This is a genomic window from Flavobacterium silvaticum (assembly GCF_012911565.1).
Taxonomy (GTDB): Bacteria; Bacteroidota; Bacteroidia; order Flavobacteriales; family Flavobacteriaceae; genus Flavobacterium; species Flavobacterium silvaticum.
In genome coordinates this window covers 262,374-281,998 of the sequence record NZ_JAAMPU010000107.1, presented here as the reverse complement: position 1 = coordinate 281,998, position 19,625 = coordinate 262,374, and the positions used below count along the sequence as shown (strand labels likewise).

16 protein-coding genes are annotated in these 19,625 nt (G+C 44.5%); 7 read left to right on the top strand and 9 right to left on the bottom strand.

All coding sequences use genetic code 11. The features are described from left to right. Positions 1-11 precede the first annotated feature (11 nt). The 4 genes from G6047_RS13055 to fabG form a co-directional block, all read right to left on the bottom strand. Positions 12-1,946 (bottom strand): LTA synthase family protein, encoded by a 1,935-nt coding sequence (locus tag G6047_RS13055; protein ID WP_169528070.1) that lies wholly within the window; start codon positions 1,944-1,946, stop codon positions 12-14. Beyond that, entirely contained in the window at positions 1,947-2,372 is a 426-nt protein-coding gene (locus G6047_RS13050; RefSeq protein WP_169528069.1) for a thioredoxin family protein, read from the bottom strand. It lies immediately after the preceding gene. A gap of 221 nt (positions 2,373-2,593) precedes the next feature. Further along, positions 2,594-4,621, bottom strand: a complete 2,028-nt coding sequence (locus G6047_RS13045) for a hypothetical protein (protein WP_169528068.1) — start codon at positions 4,619-4,621, stop codon at positions 2,594-2,596. A gap of 91 nt (positions 4,622-4,712) precedes the next feature. Further along, entirely contained in the window at positions 4,713-5,459 is a 747-nt protein-coding gene (gene fabG, locus G6047_RS13040) for a 3-oxoacyl-[acyl-carrier-protein] reductase (RefSeq protein WP_169528067.1), read from the bottom strand. A gap of 228 nt (positions 5,460-5,687) precedes the next feature. On the opposite strand from fabG, the gene G6047_RS13035 reads away from it, so the two are divergent. From G6047_RS13035 to G6047_RS13020, 4 genes are read left to right on the top strand one after another with little or no spacing between them, the layout of a single operon-like run. Then, complete coding sequence (locus G6047_RS13035; protein ID WP_169528066.1) at positions 5,688-6,395, top strand: hypothetical protein; 708 nt, start codon at positions 5,688-5,690, stop codon at positions 6,393-6,395. A gap of 3 nt (positions 6,396-6,398) precedes the next feature. Beyond that, positions 6,399-7,235, top strand: coding sequence for an endonuclease/exonuclease/phosphatase family protein (locus G6047_RS13030; protein WP_169528065.1), 837 nt, complete (start codon positions 6,399-6,401; stop codon positions 7,233-7,235). Then, positions 7,232-7,627 (top strand): energy transducer TonB, encoded by a 396-nt coding sequence (locus tag G6047_RS13025; RefSeq protein ID WP_169528064.1) that lies wholly within the window; start codon positions 7,232-7,234, stop codon positions 7,625-7,627. The genes G6047_RS13030 and G6047_RS13025 overlap by 4 nt, the downstream gene beginning before the upstream one ends. After that, on the top strand, positions 7,624-8,169 hold the full coding sequence (locus G6047_RS13020) for a DUF1697 domain-containing protein (RefSeq protein ID WP_169528063.1): 546 nt from the start codon (positions 7,624-7,626) through the stop codon (positions 8,167-8,169). Before G6047_RS13025 ends, G6047_RS13020 begins: the two co-directional genes overlap by 4 nt. On the opposite strand, the gene G6047_RS13015 is transcribed toward G6047_RS13020, so the two are convergent. The 3 genes from G6047_RS13015 to G6047_RS13005 all read right to left on the bottom strand — a co-directional run bounded on the left by G6047_RS13015 (position 8,166) and on the right by G6047_RS13005 (position 10,846). Further along, positions 8,166-8,969, bottom strand: a complete 804-nt coding sequence (locus G6047_RS13015; protein WP_169528062.1) for a phospholipase A — start codon at positions 8,967-8,969, stop codon at positions 8,166-8,168. The two genes, G6047_RS13020 and G6047_RS13015, sit on opposite strands and share 4 nt — an antisense overlap. Before the next feature lie 137 nt (positions 8,970-9,106). Further along, positions 9,107-10,180 (bottom strand): inorganic phosphate transporter, encoded by a 1,074-nt coding sequence (locus G6047_RS13010; RefSeq protein ID WP_169528061.1) that lies wholly within the window; start codon positions 10,178-10,180, stop codon positions 9,107-9,109. Positions 10,181-10,201: 21 nt separating this feature from the next. After that, entirely contained in the window at positions 10,202-10,846 is a 645-nt protein-coding gene (locus G6047_RS13005) for a DUF47 domain-containing protein (protein WP_169528060.1), read from the bottom strand. 683 nt (positions 10,847-11,529) lie between these two features. Here G6047_RS13005 and G6047_RS13000 point away from each other — a divergent pair. Together G6047_RS13000 and G6047_RS12995 are read left to right on the top strand one after the other, a co-directional pair. Next, entirely contained in the window at positions 11,530-13,158 is a 1,629-nt protein-coding gene (locus G6047_RS13000) for an acyl-CoA carboxylase subunit beta (RefSeq protein WP_169528059.1), read from the top strand. A 259-nt stretch (positions 13,159-13,417) separates the two neighbouring features. Further along, positions 13,418-15,022 carry a M1 family metallopeptidase gene (locus tag G6047_RS12995; RefSeq protein ID WP_169528058.1) on the top strand — a complete coding sequence of 535 codons (1,605 nt, stop codon included), beginning with the start codon at positions 13,418-13,420 and terminating at the stop codon, positions 15,020-15,022. Here the strand turns inward: G6047_RS12995 and G6047_RS12990 are convergent. Beyond that, the gene (locus G6047_RS12990; protein WP_169528057.1) at positions 15,019-16,062 is read right to left on the bottom strand and encodes an AMP-binding protein; all 1,044 of its coding nucleotides are present in this window, start codon (positions 16,060-16,062) and stop codon (positions 15,019-15,021) included. The two genes, G6047_RS12995 and G6047_RS12990, sit on opposite strands and share 4 nt — an antisense overlap. After that, positions 16,043-16,996, bottom strand: a complete 954-nt coding sequence (locus G6047_RS12985) for a CPBP family intramembrane glutamic endopeptidase (RefSeq protein WP_169528056.1) — start codon at positions 16,994-16,996, stop codon at positions 16,043-16,045. Before G6047_RS12985 ends, G6047_RS12990 begins: the two co-directional genes overlap by 20 nt. A 163-nt stretch (positions 16,997-17,159) precedes the next feature. Between G6047_RS12985 and G6047_RS12980 the strand changes: the two genes are divergently transcribed. Then, complete coding sequence (locus G6047_RS12980) at positions 17,160-19,622, top strand: outer membrane beta-barrel family protein (protein WP_169528055.1); 2,463 nt, start codon at positions 17,160-17,162, stop codon at positions 19,620-19,622. Positions 19,623-19,625: the final 3 nt, after the last annotated feature.

The following is a 19,625-nucleotide window of genomic DNA, read 5'->3' as shown; positions in this document are numbered from 1 at the left end:
TTATGACCGGATTATTTTTTTCTCAGATTCCGCAACCTGTATAAATTGTTTTTGTACAGATAACCTGCGGCCGAAACATGGCCCAGAGCGTCTTTGGCGAATTCCTCGTCAAGCGGCATCAGTGTCATGATGGTATCGCTTTTAAGGCTGAACTGCTGCGGTTTCAGGAAAGGCTGCATGATCAAAACTTTGTCCTCAACCCGGAATGCATTGATGTCATTGAATTGCATGATGGAACGGCCCGGAGTGGTTTCGGGAAGCGTAAACAAATTGCGTCCCGCCATGGGTGTTTCTACATTGACGCCTAATTTGTAAAGCGTCGTGGGCAAAATATCGATCTGGCTGCAAAGCTTGTTATACTTCCCTCCTTTTTCCAAACCTGGTCCAATGAGCAAGGCCGGAATGTGGAATTTCTTTATCGGAACCAGGTTCTTTCCAAAAGTCCGTGTGTTATGATCGGCGATGACCAGAAAAACAGTGTTCTTATAATACGCTTCTTTTTTAGCCGCTTCAAAAAATTTCCCGATGGAATAATCGGCGTACTTCATGGCGTTGTTGACCGTATTTTTCTTTTGGTCATACAACTTTATCCGATTATCCGGGAATTCAAACGGCTCGTGGTTGCTTGATGAAAAGACAAGGGAAACAAATGGTTTTCCTTTGACAGATTTGAAATAATCGTTTGCCTTTAACAATACGTCTTCATCTGACCAGCCCCAGGTTCCGTGAAAAGCGCTTTTCTTCGCATCGAAATCATCTTCGTCAATGATCCTGTCAAAGCCATTTCCGTTGAAAAACGAACCCATATTGTCAAAATTGGACATGCCGCCGTAAATGAAACTCGTATCGTAACCAAATTGTCTTAGCAATTCAGCAACCGTAAAAAAGTTGGTTTGCGATCCACTTAATTTCACCACACTTTCGGCCGGCGAAGGCAAAAAACCAGTCACGACGGCTTCAATACCGCGAACGGATCGTGTTCCCGTAGCATAGATATTGGTAAACAAAACGCCTTCATTGCTTAATTTGTCCAGCTCCGGTGTCAGCGGCAATCCGCCAAGACAACCCACATATTCTGCTCCAAGGCTTTCTTCAAGTATGATGACCAAATTCAATGGTTGTTGTGTTTCCGCAAGCTGTTTATGTAAAGTCGGGATACTGTCCGATGTAAAATCCGAACCCGGAACATTCATATATTTTTTGACCCGTGCAATGGCATCGGCAGGTTCCAGTTTACCATACATCTTGTCCGCATGTCCTTCATTTTTTATCGAATAGGCTGCAAAAGCAACGGTGTAGAACGAATTCAATCCGAGACAATTCGTAAGCTGGTCTGTAGAAAACACCGCATTACTTCCATTAATCGGCCGTTTTGAAGTAAGGCTTCCGCGCGCCCCAAAGACAATGAGGAAAATAACCAGCGGAAACCAGATGAGTTTGTATTTGTAACGAGCTTCCCGAACCCCGAACAATAGCTGCCTGAATTTGACCAAAGTCCAGACAAACGCCGTCATGAGTAGAACCGATAAGATGAGTGAGGGCAGGTAACTTTTGAAAAGTGTCCCGAAAACTTCTTTGGGATAAATGAGGTAATCGAGGAAAATGCGGTTCGGCCGTGTGTCGTACTGCTTTATAAAGTCGAGGCTCGCGAGTTCCATGAAAAAAATCAGGCTCAGGAACAGTATGAAATAGCTATTGAAAAATCGCTGCAATTTAAACAGGGCTTTTGAAGGGACGAAAAGCAGCAGCAACGTCGGAAGCAATATAATGTAACAATTCAGGATCAGATCGGTCCGAAGCCCTAACGGAAAAACAAGCAGGAAATCCGGTGTCTGTGAAACACGTCCATAGAAAAACAATAAAAGTATCAACCGGCTTACGGAACTGATCAATAAAGAAATCCAGAGGAAATTGAATGCCGGCTTGAGGAAACCCAGTTTTTGCATCTAGTTGTTTATGTTTTTGATTTTCCGCAGATATTCCTGTGGCGATTGGTTGTCATACATATCCGCCTTGCCCAAAACCTTACCGTTCTTATCGATGACCACGACCCAAGGGAAAAATCCGTCTTTGTTGTATTTTTCGACAATCATGAGGTTTTTTGCTTTTGTAGCTGCATCGGTCGGTGCCTGGAAATCCATCTTTACCAGGATCAGGTTTTGATTCGCATATTGTTGGAATTCTTCCGATTTGAAAACAATATTGTCCAATCGCCGGCACGCATCGCAAGCATCTGCAACCGAAAAGAAAACCAATATGTTTTTATTGGCAGCCGATGCTTCCTGGGTAGCCTCAGCTAAATCCGTATGCCATTGCTGTCCATTGACGAGACCCGAAAAAAGAATGAAGGTGCTGATCAAACCAAGTTTCATAACCGATAATTTAACCGCAAATTTACAGTAATACAACATCGGCTTTTGCGTTGTATTTTAAATATGTTAACAATATTATCGGTCAATTTTGAAGAAAATCTGAATTTGCTGCCAAAAAAGTAACGGCTTCTTAACTCAGATAAAAATCGGGGTCAGATGTCAAAAGAATAAAATGTAGTAAATACCTACAAAAAAATATAAATCGGCATGGCAATCAGAAATCAAAGCATTCCGTTGTATTTCCTGATAAACCATTCCGCGGCCAATGAAGCTGCGATCAAAAGCAACAACCAGATGCTGTCGATAAGCGGCACACGTCGACTGATTGCTTTTTCCACGGTTTTATACGTTTCGTCTTTGAGAAGAAAGTCAATCAATGCATCGGCCTGATCCGGCAGATAGGTTTTTCCATCGGTTACGGAAGCGAGCTGGTTCAGTTTTTCGAGGTCGGGATTGACGAATTGTTTCTCGATCTCAAAATCAAGCAATTCAAAATATCCGGAATACGAAGCATTGGAATTGAGTTCGCGGACTTTGAAATCATACGCGCCGGCTTCGAGTCCGTCGAGATTCACTTTGAAGGAATTGCCCGATTTGAGCATGTCGAACGAACGCGATTTTTTGGTTTTCCTGTGTGTCAGCGTCACATTGATACGCGCCTTTTCATCGAATTCGTAATTCTTGTTGAAATATTGGGCCGTGATTTCCACCGGATCGCCCATGTTGTAAAAGCTTTCATGGTTTACGATAAGCGATTTCCGGCTGTTGTTCGTGGACAGATATTGGATCGATTTATCCATGAACCGGTCGAATTGTTCAAACGACCGGAGCGTGACATACGACTGCAACCTCCATTTCCAGATTCCTTCTCCCAATAAAAAGCCCCATCTCCTGCCCTTTTCTTCGGCAAATCCCAGTAACGGTGAACCGGTTTTTACATTCCGGATGCTTGATCCGAGCAATTCGTTTACATTCCCTGATGCTTTGATGGTCCCGAATGCGTTGTCGAGCGGAGGAAATTCAACAAAAGGCAATTCTTCGGGCTCAAACAAACTGAATTGGTCGTTCGGTACCGGAAGATAGTTTTCAGATTGGCTGCTCATGCGAAAAGCAAGCAGCTTCTGTTTTGTGTTGAGGAAGTTGAAATCGGTCCGGACACCGGTAATGATCATGCAACTCGACTGGGAATTTTCAAGCCGATCCATCAAAGGTCCGAATGCGGCAGTCGGTTGATAGACTATAAGGACATTGAATTTGCTCCAATCCTGTTGATCCGTCGGCGAAAGTAAGGTGACGCGTCGTTGGGAATTGGTTTCAATCGAACGTTTGAGCGCCCCGATATCCGGATGGTTTATAGCCGATACGATAGCGATTTCACTGCGTTGGTCCATGACCTCGACTGCAAAATTCTTGGTGTTGTTGTACGTGTTTTTTTCTCCGGAAACTGCATTTACAGTGGCTTTATACAATTGCAGCCCGGCTTTTTCCGCAGGCAATAATAAATTTAGGACTGCCGATTTTTTGTCGGCGGAAAACGAAATGTTTTGGGAAGCGATTACCGTTTGCCCGTTGCGGATCTCGAATTTGGTCTCGACCGGTTTTGTACCTGAATACTGGACAAAAGCTTCAACAGGGAATTTGTTTTTAAGGAACGCATATTTGTTGACGTTGACCTGAGAAATACGAATGTCGGTCTGTTTTACGGTATCACCCAAAACAACCGGAAAAACCGGATTTCCATTTTCAAACCGGTAGACGTAATCGTTTCCACGCGTCTGGTTTCCGTCAGAAATAAGAACGGTCGGGAATTTTTTATTGCGATAAATGGCAGACAGGTTTTTGGCCACTGCTTCGATACTCGTCTGGCTTCCTTTGAAATCCGGGGTTTCAGATGCTTCCATTTCTGAATCGAACCGATACGCCTGGACATCATATTTTTGTTTCAACCTTGAATCGGACGTTATCCTTTCAAAAACCTGCTTGGCCCGTGCATCTGCTTTAAGATGAATTATCGATGCTGAATTGTCAATGACGACAGGCAAGGGTGTCTTCTCAGCTTCGTACCATGTCTTGAGTATCCGCGGATTTATGAGCAATAGCAATAATCCGAAAATGGCAATGAAACGCAGGCCTGCAAGCAAATACGAAAGCCGTTTTCCCTGGATCGATCGGAATATATACTGATAGTACGCAATACCGGCGGCAACAAGAACAGAAAGGATAATCAGGACACTAGTGGTTGCCGTCATCGGTCAGTTAAAAATTAATAAGTGCAAATATAGCAGGCAGGACATAAAAAAAGCCACCGTTAAGGCAGCTTTATATAAAAAGGTGTGATTCTTAGGTCAGCATTCCGCCATCTATATTCATAACCTGTCCGGTCATGTAGGCACTAAGATCGGAAGCAAGGAACAAACAGGCGTTGGCAACATCTTCCGGAGTTCCACCGCGTTTGAGTGGAATGCTGTCTCTCCATCCCTGTACGACATCTTCACTTAGTTTGGCGGTCATCTCGGTTTCGATGAAGCCCGGAGCAATGGCGTTGCAACGGATATTTCTCGATCCCAATTCAAGCGCCACCGATTTGGTAAATCCGATTACACCAGCCTTTGAAGCTGCGTAATTGGCTTGTCCGGCGTTGCCCTTCACTCCTACCACCGAACTCATGTTGATGATGGAACCGGCGCGGTTTTTAAGCATCGTCTTCTGGACGGCCTTGGTCATGTTGAAGACAGATTTGAGGTTCACGTCGATCACTTTGTCGAAATCTTCCTCGCTCATACGCATCAGCAAATTATCTTTTGTGATACCGGCATTGTTGATAAGGACATCGATCCTACCGAATTCCGCAAGCACATCGTCAACGAATTTCTGGGCCTGGTCGAATTGGGCGGCATCTGATTGATATCCTTTAGCCCGGATGCCAAGGTTGTTCAAGGCAGATTCCAGTTCCATAGCCGATTCAACGGACGAACTATAGGTAAAGGCGACGTTTGCCCCGTGTTTTGCGAAGACCTCTGCGATACCTTTTCCAATGCCACGGCTGGCTCCGGTAATGATCACGGTTTTTCCTTCAAGTAATTTCATGTTGCAATTTGGTTTATTCGGATTCAAAGATACAGAAGTCATAGTGACTCCCCATCGAAGAGTTGGATTTTTTGTTTACAGGTTTCGTGTTTACGAATTTTTGTAAACAGTGAATCTGTAAACAAAAAAAATGGAGCATCGCCAACTTAACCACGATTTTTTAACAATGCGTGGTTTCTGCCTTTCATCAAATTGAAGTAAATTTAGAATCCTGAAATTGCTACAGAAATGAAACGCCACCCATTTACCGTAGACCTGCTCCATGAAATGCATCGTGCTGCCGGCCAAAAAACAATCGATCAGGTAATGCGGATTCTTAGCGAACACGAGGATCAGCGTGAAGCTGTAAAGCAAAGATTAGTTGTTTCGAAAGAAATTGCCGAGAACAGGTTCGACATTACACAGCTTGACCATACGCGCATCTTTCACCTGGACCAGATTCGCAAAATCTGTATTGATCACCGATTACGTTTTTTAAACAGTTCTTATTTTAAAGATGGAATTCCGGCAGAAGCCCTGAACAAAATCCAGCAATTGGAAAGGACGCACCAAACAGAAATTTCAGGTTTTAAGATTGCCGCGCCTTCAAAAGCGTTCGCACTCAAAAATATAAACGATCCGTTGTTGTTCGTGCCGGTTTCAAACGGCTACTACTATTTGGTGCATCAGTGGGGAAAAGAGTTGTCCGTTTGGCGGAAGTGGCTTTGCTGGCCAGTCCGCAACATTGGAAACTTCCTTGTAAGCTGTATTGTAATCAGCATTGTTTTTACGATGCTCATCCCGTCCGGAGAATTGGACAGACGTGTGCCAATGGCCAAAATCATCGTATTCCTGTTTGCGTTCAAATCTTTTTTCGCGGCGTTTTTATACAGCTTTTATATATTGGGTAAACGGTTCAGCAGCAATAGTTGGGAAAGCCCGTATTTCAATAGTTGATTTATGACGATAAAAATTCCGGCTTCCATTACTTTTTTGCTTCTGGCTGTTTCCTGTTTTTCGCAGCAACTTTCTGTAATGACCTATAATATCCGCGTCGATTTTGGAGGCGACGGCGAAAACAACTGGCAATTCCGCCGTGATTTCTTAGCCGATCAGATCAATTACAACAATCCGGATTTCATGGGGACGCAGGAAGGCAAATACCATCAGCTGCATTACCTTGACAGCCTTATGACGCACCATTCCTGGTTTGGCATCAGCCGCGACAATTCCAAAACCGAGGGCGAATTCAGCGCGATTTTTTACAATACGGATAAATTCCGTTTGGTTTCAGAAAATACATTCTGGTTGTCTGAAACGCCCGATAAACCTTCAAAGGGCTGGGACGGCGCCTATCCAAGAATTTGCACGTATGGGCTTTTTGAAGATAAAACTTCCCAAAAACGCTTTTATGTTTTCAATACACATTTGGATCATATAGGTGAACTAGCCAGGAGCAACGGAGTCAAACTGATTCTTGAAAGAATGAAATCGGTCAACACATCAAAGCTTCCCGTCATTGTAACAGGCGATTTTAACAGTGAAATGTCGAGTGGAGCCTATAAAACGATGGTTTCTGAATTAATCGATACGCGATCGTTCAGTCGTGAAAAACCATTCGGGCCAAGCGGAACCTTCAACGGTTTCAAATTCAACGAACCCGTAAAAATGCTTATAGATTATATATTTGTATCAAAAGGCATCGACGTTGAAAAATACGCGGTTTTAAGCGATTCACGCGATTGTAGATATCCATCGGACCATTTGCCTGTCCTTGCAGAACTAAAAATCAAATGAGAAAAATTACATTGCTGTTCCTTTTGCTATCCGGGTTTGTTTACGCACAGCAAGCCCCGGCTTCGGAAACGAATGTCGATGACGCGACTGAAAATACAGATTCTTTGACAGGTGTTGAGTTCAAGCCCGAATTTCCCGGTGGCATACAGGCGTTGTACCAATACATTGGTGACAACTTCAAGAAACGCACAAAGGATAAAGGGAAAATCCTGCTGTCTTTCGTCGTGGACCAAACCGGAAAAGTAGTAGATGTTAAAGTGCTTCAGGGCATAAATCCAAGACTCGATAAAGAAGCCGTCCGCGTTTTGGAAAAATCCCCACTATGGAAACCGGCCATGCAAAAGGGGAGACTCGTAAGATGCAGTTATCAAATCCCGATTCAATTAAATTGACACGTTATATCGCCTTGCTCCGCGGCATAAACGTCAGCGGAAAGAATATCATTAAAATGGAATTGCTGCGGAAAGCGTTGGCCAGTTTGCCCATTTCAGCTGTTTCGACCTACATCCAAAGCGGGAATATTCTTTTTACATCCGATGAAAAAAATCCGGTTGTCCTTGAAAAGGCCATCGGTGATTTGATTGCGGAAGTTTTTGGGCTCGAAATTACGGTCATCGTTGTTACGCCTGAAATTCTTGGTCTGGCAATTGAAAAAAATCCGTTTGCAGCTAAAACACCAACAGATTCCGTTCAGCCCTACATAGTTTTTTTGTCAGACGAACCTTTGGCGGAAAATCACGAAGCGTTACAAGCCGTCGATTTCCAAAACGACGAATTCGTCATCATAGGTAAAGTCATTTATGTATGGTACGCCGATTCTGCTGCCAATACCAAACTCAACAATGCCATCATCGAACGAAAACTTAAAATCCGTACGACTGCACGCAATTTAAAGACAATCAAAAAGCTGATAGAATTATCTGCTAAAGATTAAAGCCATTCGACTAAAGAAAGCCCTACGCCTACTGTAGTTTGTTTGTGATTGTAATCGATAAGTGTTTCACCGTATCCGTGTGACGCCTGCATATAGCCTTTCAAATTTCCTTTTATCGGGAACGACCACGAAAAAGTCAGGTTTCCTTTTACGGCCGTACCAAAACTCAGGTTGTGGCTGCCGATGAGCGAAAAAACGTGGCCGTCATGTGTATAGATCACATTCAAGTCTGCACGGCCCAGATTGTCCGAAATGTCCGGATTGTCATCTTCCGAATCACTGAGCCGGATCCACGGACGCGCATAAATGCTCCAGTTTTTTCGCTCCAGGCCAAACACGAACATGATTCGGTTCCAGCTTCGGGACAACGGCAGGCTGCGCCCATTCGACTGGTGGTTGAAACCGACGCTCGCCATTCGCGCATCGAACCCGAAAAGCTTGAAATGCAACGGAAAATTGAGGATAAGTTCCGGTTCATAATTGGTTTCACGGAACGGACGGGAAATCTTTGAGTTATAAATCTGCCAATGCGAAACCTGGGTATAGGCAACCCATAGATCGGCGTGTCGCCACAGCATATCCTGGAAAATCTTGACTTTGAAACTGACCTGGAATTTAACTTCCGTCCGATTATAATCTACAGGCTCGGAAACTACATAAGATGAATCGGCATTTCTTGAAACAGGCTGTCTGTTGGGATTTGACGTATACCGGAAAGGCAAAATAAAAATCGGCTTATAAGGTGTGATCAGGAATGTCCCCCGGGAACTCGTTGAATCGAGCTCCCAACGTTGGGACATTGAACGGGGTTTTGTCGAGTTCCGTTGGAGCGCGTCGATCTGGCTTTGTACCGATAAAGAAACAAGGAAAAAAATCAGGGCAATGGTATTCCGCATGGAGCTAAAATACAAAATCGGCCTGGTAGCCGATTGTATGATTACATGAAAATCCTGAATAATTCATAGATGAGTCCGGCAAGTATGGCCGATACCGGAATGGTCAGGATCCAGGCCCACAGCAGGTTTATCGTAACACCCCAGCGAACGGCTGAAATACGTTTTGTAATTCCAACCCCAATGATACTTCCTGTGATAGTGTGTGTCGTAGAAACCGGAATCCCTAAATGCTCGGTAAGATATAGGGTTGCGGCACCTGCAGTTTCAGCCGCGACACCTTCCAATGGCGTTACTTTGGTGATTTTGGAACCCATGGTTTTGACGATTTTCCATCCGCCCGAAAGCGTACCCAAGCCAATCACAAGGAAACTCGCAAGCGGAACCCACCACCAGAAATCGTCGTTTACAAAAAGATCGAACCGGTGTTTGGAATCGGCAGCCATGAAAACAGGATCTTTGAGGTCTATTTTATAGCAGATTACAGCCGCGCCGATAATTCCCATTACTTTTTGGGCATCGTTCCCTCCGTGTCCCAAGCTGAATAATGCCGATGATACGAGCTGCAGTTTCTTGAACCATTTGTCTGCCTTGTGCGGATTGGCCCTTCGGCAGACATTCAATATGAATACCGTTATAAAATAGGCCATGATCATACCGATTAGTGGCGCACAGAAAATAAATAAGAATGTAGGAACTACTTTAGCATAGTTGATTACGTCTATGCCATCTTCTGAAAAAGCTCCGGCATGAGCAACAGCAGCACCCATGAATCCACCTAACAAAGTGTGTGAAGAAGAGGACGGGATTCCGAGTTTCCAGGTCGCAAGATTCCAGATAATAGCAGCAATCAATCCGGCCAATATCACCTCAAGCGTAATGAAATGTTCATCTACAGATTTGGCAATCGTATTTCCTATCTTGAATTCCCCAATCCAGTATTTCGAAATGAAATAAGCCACAAAGTTGAATGCCGCAGCCCATAAAACGGCCTGAAAAGGCGTCAGTACCTTGGTAGCGACAATGGTTGCAATTGAGTTGGCGGCATCGTGGAAACCGTTGATGTAGTCAAACACCAGCGCCAGCACTATAATCAGGATCAGCAGGGTAAAATCCATAGAAGGAAAAGCAATAGCTAATTAGGAATGTTTCACTGCGATCTGTTCGATCACGTTGGCGACGCTCTTACATTTGTCCGAAGCCGATTCGAGCGCAGAAAGTACTTCCTTGTACTTAATGATGTTCTTGGCATCGGTCTCATTCTCGAAAATATCGGCAACAGCCTTATCAAAAACCATATCGGCCTTGCTTTCGAGTTTGTTTATTTTCTTGCAGACGTCTGCAATGTTCTTATGGTTGTTCAGGTCTTTGAGTTCCTTGATGCCAACAGCAATCAACTGGCAGCATTCCAGGTTGATCTCGGTAAGTTTACGGATAGATTTTGTGATTTTCTCAACCTGGTACAAACGCATGCGGCTCGCGGCTCCATGCATGTAATCGGCTACGTTGTCGATAGATTTTATAAGCAGGTGGATGTCTTCACGGTCAAACGGCGTGATGAAATTCCGGGAAAGTTCCAGATGGGTTCTGTGAGTGATGTCTTCAATTTTGGCCTCAAGTTCCTCGATTTTCTTGAAATACTCCTCACGTTCCTCTTTTGGCGCATTTATGGCTTCGTGCAAGGCTTCTGCAAGTAAGGTCAGGTTGAAAGACGCCTGCTCGAAAAGCGGAAAAAACTTCTTATCTTTTGGTACCAGAAACTGGAAGATCGTATTCAGGTTCATGCCTGTTGTGGTTTTTTAATGGTGCAAAGGTAGCTTTCCAATGTTAAGCCAATATTAAGAATTCCATGGCTCCACTCCATCCGTTTTAAGCTTCTGCTACTACACTAAAGTAATGAATTATTTTGGTTTGGAGCATATTCCTGCTCTTGGCTTAAGTCCTCGGCCCAATGGCTTTTTTTGCTGCACCGGCGTTGGCTTCTGTTGTCGCCACGCCGGTTCGGTTTTGCAAAAAATAGCCATTGTTCCTGTGGGCTATCGCCGCGATCAGGGCTAGTCTTACAATAAATTGTACCTTCCTCCTTTCTTTTCCAAATAAGTAATCTCAGGTTTATTTAACATTTTATTGCACTTCGTTCCATACAGTTCGGCTGCGCCTCGGGTTAGGTAGTTTTTCTGTACCTTCTTTATTTTGTGATTTGCTAACTTGGCACTGGGGAGGGGCCGATCGTTTCCCTAAAAAATCCGGCTTTTTAATAAGTACATTTTTTCTGCCTTTTTTGTTAATTTTCTAGCGATAGATTTTGCCGACAAATGTGAATTCATTATTTAAAACCGTTCGTGATCATTTGAAGTTTTGAAGTAAGAAAATCTTCATATATAAAATAAAAATTGTCTACTATCGCAAGCGAACAATTGTCTCAATCGTTTTCGTACTTTAGCGCCACCAAATTCCCACTGCTAAAATGGATCTTACTTTCAACGCCAACGAAGATCACAACAAACTTTTATTGTCAGACTTACGCCAGAAATTCGCCAAAGTAAAACTCGGCGGAGGTGAAAAGCGCATCGAAAAACTGCATGCCGAAGGTAAAATGACGGCCCGTGAACGTATCGATTACCTGCTCGACGACAAAACAAAACAAATAGAAATCGGTGCTTTCGCCGGGGAGGGAATGTACGCCGAACACGGCGGCTGTCCATCTGGAGGGGTGGTTGTCGTCATGGGTTACATCAGCGGAAAACAATGCATCGTTGTCGCCAATGATGCCACGGTCAAAGCCGGTGCCTGGTTTCCGATTACCGGAAAAAAGAACCTTCGGGCACAGGAAATCGCCATGGAAAATCGTCTCCCGATTATTTATCTGGTAGACAGCGCCGGGGTTTATCTTCCACTCCAGGATGAGATTTTCCCGGATAAGGAACATTTCGGGCGTATCTTTCGCAACAATGCCATCATGAGCAGCCTTGGCATTACACAGATTGCCGCCGTCATGGGAAGTTGTGTCGCCGGTGGGGCTTACTTACCGATTATGAGCGATGAAGCCTTGATCGTAGACAAAACCGGAAGTATTTTTTTGGCCGGAAGCTATCTTGTAAAAGCCGCGATAGGTGAAACCATAGACAACGAAACGCTCGGAGGTGCCACGACACATTGTGAAATTTCCGGTGTCACCGATTACAAGGCGAAGGACGATAAAGATGCATTGGATCGAATCAAGAGCATTGTTGGCAAAATCGGCGATTATGAGAAAGCCGGTTTTAACCGCATACAATCGGCTAAGCCAAAAGAAAAACCTGAGGATATTTACGGAATCATGCCAAAGTCGAGATCGGAACAATACGATATGATGGAAATCATCAAACGCCTTGTCGATGATTCGGAAATAGACGAATACAAGGCTGGCTATGGACAAACGATTATCACAGCTTACGCCCGCATTGACGGTTGGGCCGTCGGGATCGTCGCGAACCAGCGCAAAGTGGTCAAATCCAAAAAAGGCGAAATGCAGTTCGGTGGCGTTATCTATTCTGATTCTGCCGATAAAGCCACACGTTTCATAGCGAACTGCAACCAGAAAAAAATACCGTTGGTTTTCCTTCAGGATGTGACCGGATTTATGGTCGGATCAAAATCGGAACACGGCGGCATCATAAAAGACGGGGCCAAAATGGTCAATGCCGTGAGTAATTCGGTCGTTCCAAAATTTACTGTCATCGTCGGGAATTCGTATGGAGCCGGAAATTACGCCATGTGTGGAAAAGCATACGATCCAAGACTCATTGCCGCCTGGCCAAATGCCGAACTTGCCGTAATGGGCGGAACACAGGCCGCAAAAGTACTCATGCAGATCGAGGCATCTTCACTCAAGGCAAAAGGCGAAACGGTCGACGAAGCACGAGAAAAGGAATTGTTCGATAAGATCAAATCCAAATACGATGCACAGGTTTCTCCGTATTACGCCGCTTCACGATTGTGGACAGATGGGATAATAGATCCGTTAGAAACCAGAACCTGGATTTCCATGGGTATCGAAGCCGCGAACCACGCTCCTATCGAAAGAAAATTCAACCTTGGCGTAATTCAGGTTTGATTTAACTAACGTGAGTTCGATGTAAGTACAAAGCCTGGATTTCAGAAAATACACGGATTCAAGACGGATTTTTGGGTGATAGTGGTGCTATCAGCTAAAAATCCAACGCAGGAGACGTGTGTTTTCTGGAATTAGCTCCCGATTTCCTTTTAAGAAGTCACTATTTCAAGCGTCAGGGGAAGTTCTTATATCGAACTCACGTTAACTAAGCATCCGTTACATTTTTGCCGTATTTTAGACCCATCTGAAAAATCGGGACATGAAACGTATTCTTTTTCTTGCTGTTTTCTTATCGTCAATCGCAGCCATCAGCCAACCGTTCACACGCAAAGATTCGCTTCAGGGTGGATTGCGACCGGAACGAACATCTTTCGACGTAAAGAAATACGATCTCAATATCACCATCGACCCGAAAGAGAAAAGTATTCGCGGCTATAACGAAATTTCGTTTCTTATTACCGAAAATACACAACGCATCCAGCTCGATCTGTTCCAGAATATGACAATCGACAGCATTGTCTCGCGTGGAAAAAAACTCGATTATAAAAGAGATTTTGGCGCGGTTTTCATCAATTTTCCGCAAATGTGGCAGGAAGGTATGACCGATGTGCTTCGGTTCTATTACCACGGAAAACCTATCGAAGCTCCTCACGCTCCCTGGCAAGGAGGCTTTGTGTGGAAAAAAGATTCGAATGGAAAGGATTTCATAGGAGTTGCGGTTCAAGGAACAGGCTCCAGTTTGTGGTTTCCGTCAAAAGATACGCAGACCGATGAACCGGACAATGGTGCCCGAATAGCCGTTACCATTCCGACAGGTTTGACCGAAGTTTCCAATGGTCGACTAGAAAGCTCGGCAGATTTAGGAAACGGCTGGACCAGATGGGTCTGGGAAGTCACGAACCCGATCAACAACTACGACATAACCGTGAACATAGCCGATTATGCCCATATCCACGATACGCACAACGGACTCGATCTCGATTTTTATGTGCTGAAACAAAACGAGGCGAAAGCAAGGGAACATTTTAAGGAAGTCCATTCCATGCTTGATTGTTTCGAGGATAAATTCGGGCCGTACCCGTTTAAGGAAGATGGATATAAACTGGTTGAAACGCCCTACCTTGGAATGGAACACCAGAGCGTCGTAGCTTACGGGAATGATTACCTCAAAGGCTACAAAGGCAGCGATTTATCGGGAACCGGAATTGGGTTGTCATTCGATTATATCATTGTCCATGAAAGCGGGCACGAATGGTTCGGCAACAGCATCACATCCAAAGACATTGCAGACATGTGGATTCACGAAGGCTTCACTATGTATTCGGAAGCGGTTTATGTGGAATGCACCCAAGGCAAGGAAAAAGCCTATGCCTATATGAATGGCATTAGAAAGAACATCCATAATTATGATCCGGTAATAGGCCAATATGGTGTCAATAATGAAGGTTCGGGCGATATGTATCCCAAAGGTGCCTGGATGCTGCATACGCTCCGTAACGTGCTGAACGATGACGAACGCTGGTGGAAAATCATCAACAGGTACAGCACCCGTTTCGCACACCAAATCATAGACACCAGGACGGTTTGTGATTACTTCAGCCGTGAAATGAGCCGAAGCCTCAGGCCGGTTTTCGAGCAATACCTGAATACGACTAAAATTCCGCTGCTTGTTTGGGAAAACGAAAACGGCAAATGGAGCTACCGATACGAAAATACCGTCTCCCACTTTTCTCTTCCGGTAGATATTGTCGTAAACGGAAAAACCGTGCGTATAGAACCGACTCCTGAAAAGCAATTCCTAAACGGAAAAGACAAACCCAAAGTGCTGACAGAAAATTTCCTGATAGACGTAAAAGGTCTCTAAACGCCTGTGGTTTCGCGCCGGATTATTTTCCCACTGCCTGTTTCTGAAAATGCAGGAACAAAACGAATTTCGCGCGGCCTCTCATATTTATCGAGGTTTGAGAATACTTCGGTTGAAATTTCAACTTGAGTTCCTTCGACGAACAAAACCAGTTTTTCACCAAGGGTTTCATCCGGCACGCCGGCGACAAAAAAGCGCTGCCCGATCTTTCCCGATAATTTTGATTCGATGACTTCCGGAATCAGCTTGATGCCACCGCTGTTGACGACATTATCTGCCCGACCGAGGAACAGGAACTGGTTTTCGTTTATCAGTTCGACCACATCCCGCGTTACGATGACATCCTCTGAGATTCGCGGTGCATGGATCACGAGACAATTATTATCGTCATAAGAAACGGTTACGCCTGGCAAAACAGAGAAAGCCGCCTCACCTACTTTCTTGGCTGCGATATGCGTGATGGTTTCGGTCATTCCGTAGGTTTCATAGATTTCAGACGGAATTTTCATGAGCTTTTTCTCAAGCGACGGACTGATGCTTGCACCCCCGATTATAAGTTTTTTGATATTGGACAAACTGTCGATTGAATGTTCCGCCTGCATAGGAACCATGGCGGCGAAATCATATTTCTGGTCGTTGTATTCGAACGGGTTTGCAGTTGGTGCCACAAAATCAACGTCAAGTCCAAGTATGAATCCGCGTACGAACATCATTTTTCCGGCTATGAATTTGGTCGGAAGGCAATGCAGGATTCGGTTTCCGGGAGAAAGGTCAAAGAAATCACCTGTGGCCAGAGCAGAATTGACCATTGCTTGTTTGTCTACCCAGATATTCTTGGGGTCACCTGTAGAACCTGATGTATGTATTTCGATATGGCTTCTGTCGTCAAACCAATCGAGCAAAAAAGTCCCGACGGAACGCTCATAGGCTTCGCCTTCTTTGATGAAACTGTAAGCTACACGGCAAAGATCGTCTGCATCCAGATGGAATCCGTTGAGCTTGAAACGGTGATGTACATTTTTATAGGTGGGCGTTTTCATGATATTGGGTTTGAAGTTCTGATTCAATAATCGGTGGATTTACCTTGCCGAATAAGCGTTGTTTCCAATTCGTCCATTTAAACACCTTGGCAAGTATGAGAATTAACAGCGGGTAGGAAATCACCATCCCGATCAACATGGAATGGAGCATTTCTGCCGGATCAGGATCGTTTACATATTTGAAGATGGTTTCGCTTTGCAGTGCCGAATGCTGGTAAGAAATAAGTATGGAGGCAATCAGGTTATTTCCGAAATGATAACCCAGCGTGAGTTCAAGGCCTTGATCCATCAACACAATAATCCCGAGTAGAAAACCGGTGCCTATATAATAGACAAGCAGCCACATTCCCATTTCATTGATTTCCGGATTGGCCGCATGGCATACGCCGAAAAAAACCGATGTCAGTACCAAAGGCAGCCATCTGTTCCTACTCGCAATCCCAATTTGTTGCATGAGGAACCCGCGAAAAAAATATTCTTCGAACCCAATCTGCAATGGAAGCAGCAAAAGTGAAATCAACAGAAATATCAGGAAACGCGGCATATTAAGAGAAACCGAAATGGCCGACGGATCTGAAAAATATTCAATCGCGAATAGTATCAATGAACTCAGTACGATCAGGAAGAACGCAAACCAAAACCTTTTGAAGTCAATCTTTGGGCGTGATGTGGTCAACGATAAGATGCTTCGTTCGTGCAGAAACCTGACCAACAGGAAAAGCAGTCCGAGTAAAAAAGCGAAAGGCAAAAGTACGATAAGGAAATTGACGATTGACGGCGGACCAGATTGTGCGGCATAGGCCTGCTCGAGAAAATCATCGGGCACAAAAATGAAAACCAGGATATTCAAAAAGAATACGCCTCCCGATAAAATGGTCGTAAGGATGACTTTCCATAACGAGTTGTCCCCTTTATATGCCTGTTCTATAAACATAAAGCTGTTTGGAATTTTGTGCCTCCAAGATAGCGATTTTTCAAACGATTCCGGCCAAATCCATAGCCATTTTGATAACCAATCTTTAACAAACCTTTAGCATCTGACGCCTAAACCATCGGCTATTTTTGTGGTCTGTCGGGCCAACCGGAAAAATCCCTTTATGAAATCCATTCAAGTACTGTTCGTTACCTCTCTACTCCTTCTTTCATCGTTTATATATGCACAACCGGGTAATTCGGGACCAAAAATCAAGGTAAGCGGTAACATAGTTGAAAAAATCAGCAAGCAGCCACTTGAATATGCGACCATAACGTTCTTCCAGCCGGGACAGACCAAGCCCATTGCGGGTGGCATTACAGATTCCAAAGGAAGTTTCAGCATAGATGTTCCTGCCGGGACATATGATATCAGCTTTGAATTCATATCGTTCCAATCGTCCAAGATGACAGGAAAAGTATTGAATTCCGATACGAATCTGGGAAGCATCGGCCTGTCGGAAGATGCACAGATGCTGAGTGAAGTGACCGTACGCGCCGAACGTACTTCGGTCGAAATCAAACTCGATAAAAAAGTCTACAACGTGGGCCAGGATTTGATGGTCAAAGGCGGAACGGTCAGCGATGTGCTTGATAACATACCTTCTGTGACCGTCGATCCGGACGGAACCATCGCCCTTCGCGGAAATGAAAATGTCCGTATACTGATTGACGGAAAGCCGTCGAATGCCATCAACATCACCGAAGCCCTGAAGATTATCCCGGCAGATGCCATCGATAAAGTAGAAGTCGTTACGAATCCGTCGGCGCGCTATGATTCAGAAGGTGGTGGCGGATTGCTCAACATCATCCTCAAAAAAGGAAAGAACATGGGATTGAACGGAACCTTGATAGGAACCGTCGGGGATCCTGAAAATTACGGTTTGTCCGGCAACGTGAATTTCAAGCAGAAAGAAGTCAATTTTTTTGCGACCATCGGATACAACTACCGAAACAATCCCGGAAATACGCAGGTCGATACCAGATATTTAAATGCGGATAATTCCACCAGAAACTACATTGACGAACGCCGTGAAAACGAACGTCTCAACAAAGGTTATAATGCCAATTACGGGTTCGACTGGTTCCTGACCGATAAGACCACCTGGACCAATGCGCTCAACCTTCGGCGCAATTCAAACCAGAACCCGGAAACAGTTGATTACTATAATTACGATGCCAATCAGAATTTCACCGGCCAGACCCAACGCTTCAACGATCAGACCGGAGGCGAGCAAAATGTGGAATACACCTCGACTTTAGTCCACAATTTCAAGAAAGAAGGGCACAAACTTACCTTGAATGCTTCGTTTGCCCTAAACCAGGACCATGACGATTCCGCTATAAATTACGGAGACCAGCTTACCACCAACAAAGAAATCCAGAACCGCAACGTCATCATGGCCGATTATGTACTTCCGATTGGGAAAGACAGCCAGTTCGAGGCGGGTTTCAAAGGAGAATACAACAGCCTCGATACGGATTTCCGTGTAGATACACTGGCAGTCGGAACAGGTTATAATCCGGATTTGCGATATACCAATCATTTGATCTACAAAGAAAAAATCAATGCGATATATACGCAATTCGGCTCTAAAGTGGGTAAGTTTTCTTATTTGCTGGGCTTGCGTTGGGAAGATTCCAATATCGATATCAACCAGTTGCAGAACCAGGATTTCAACAACAAACACTACAACAATTTCTTCCCCAGCGCTTTCCTTACCTATCAGATAGCTGAAGAAAGCACAGTTTCATTAAACTACAGCCGACGCATATCAAGACCGCGCGGCAGGTTTATCAACCCGTTCTCCAATTATTCCAGCAATATCAACCTTTTCAAGGGAAATCCGGATCTGGATCCTTCGTTTACCGATGCCTTCGATCTTGGCTATCTCAAACGCTGGAAGAAGCTTACCTTAAGTACATCGGCCTATATCAACCGCACTACCGATTCATTCCAGTTCATCCGACGTGAATCAGGCGAGTTTGTCACTAATGAAGATGGTTCGCAAACACCGGTAATACTTTCGACACCGGTGAACCTGGGGCTCGAATACCGTTTCGGTTTTGAATTCACGCTTAATTATTCCCCATATAAGTGGTGGAAGATCAATTCCAATTTCAACTTCTTCCGGGTAGAAACCAAAGGCGATTATTCGTATACGGATTCTGATGGCATTGTAATAACAGAAAACCTTGACAATACGGCCTACACCTGGAGCACGCGTCTGTCTTCCAAAGTGACTCTTCCATACAAAATTGACTGGCAGACGAATTTCAACTACAACGGCCCGCAAAAAACCGCTCAGGGTAAAAACCTTGGTGTGCCCAGTATGAACTTAGGTTTCAGTAAAGACATCTTAAAAGATAAAGCGACAGTCGCCCTAAACGTACAGGATGTTTTCAACTCGCGTAAAAGGATTACCGATACGTATTTACCGGGCGTTCTCGATTCTCATTCAGAAATGCAATGGCGTGTGCGTCAGGTGACATTTTCATTGACTTACAGATTCAACCGTCAGAAGAATGACAGGGAAAACCGTCCGCAAAGAGAGAATGGCGGTGGCGATGATGATTTTCAGGGATAATTA

What these genes read in the sequence shown, in the direction of transcription:
- G6047_RS13055 (WP_169528070.1), bottom strand. Translation starts at nt 1,946, where the DNA reads ATGCAAAAACTGGGTTTCCTCAAGCCGGCATTCAATTTCCTCTGGATT.
- G6047_RS13050 (WP_169528069.1), bottom strand. Translation starts at nt 2,372, where the DNA reads ATGAAACTTGGTTTGATCAGCACCTTCATTCTTTTTTCGGGTCTCGTC.
- G6047_RS13045 (WP_169528068.1), bottom strand. Translation starts at nt 4,621, where the DNA reads ATGACGGCAACCACTAGTGTCCTGATTATCCTTTCTGTTCTTGTTGCC.
- fabG (WP_169528067.1), bottom strand. Translation starts at nt 5,459, where the DNA reads ATGAAATTACTTGAAGGAAAAACCGTGATCATTACCGGAGCCAGCCGT.
- G6047_RS13035 (WP_169528066.1), top strand. Translation starts at nt 5,688, where the DNA reads ATGAAACGCCACCCATTTACCGTAGACCTGCTCCATGAAATGCATCGT.
- G6047_RS13030 (WP_169528065.1), top strand. Translation starts at nt 6,399, where the DNA reads ATGACGATAAAAATTCCGGCTTCCATTACTTTTTTGCTTCTGGCTGTT.
- G6047_RS13025 (WP_169528064.1), top strand. Translation starts at nt 7,232, where the DNA reads ATGAGAAAAATTACATTGCTGTTCCTTTTGCTATCCGGGTTTGTTTAC.
- G6047_RS13015 (WP_169528062.1), bottom strand. Translation starts at nt 8,969, where the DNA reads ATGTCCCAACGTTGGGAGCTCGATTCAACGAGTTCCCGGGGGACATTC.
- G6047_RS13010 (WP_169528061.1), bottom strand. Translation starts at nt 10,180, where the DNA reads ATGGATTTTACCCTGCTGATCCTGATTATAGTGCTGGCGCTGGTGTTT.
- G6047_RS13005 (WP_169528060.1), bottom strand. Translation starts at nt 10,846, where the DNA reads ATGAACCTGAATACGATCTTCCAGTTTCTGGTACCAAAAGATAAGAAG.
- G6047_RS13000 (WP_169528059.1), top strand. Translation starts at nt 11,530, where the DNA reads ATGGATCTTACTTTCAACGCCAACGAAGATCACAACAAACTTTTATTG.
- G6047_RS12995 (WP_169528058.1), top strand. Translation starts at nt 13,418, where the DNA reads ATGAAACGTATTCTTTTTCTTGCTGTTTTCTTATCGTCAATCGCAGCC.
- G6047_RS12990 (WP_169528057.1), bottom strand. Translation starts at nt 16,062, where the DNA reads ATGAAAACGCCCACCTATAAAAATGTACATCACCGTTTCAAGCTCAAC.
- G6047_RS12985 (WP_169528056.1), bottom strand. Translation starts at nt 16,996, where the DNA reads ATGTTTATAGAACAGGCATATAAAGGGGACAACTCGTTATGGAAAGTC.
- G6047_RS12980 (WP_169528055.1), top strand. Translation starts at nt 17,160, where the DNA reads ATGAAATCCATTCAAGTACTGTTCGTTACCTCTCTACTCCTTCTTTCA.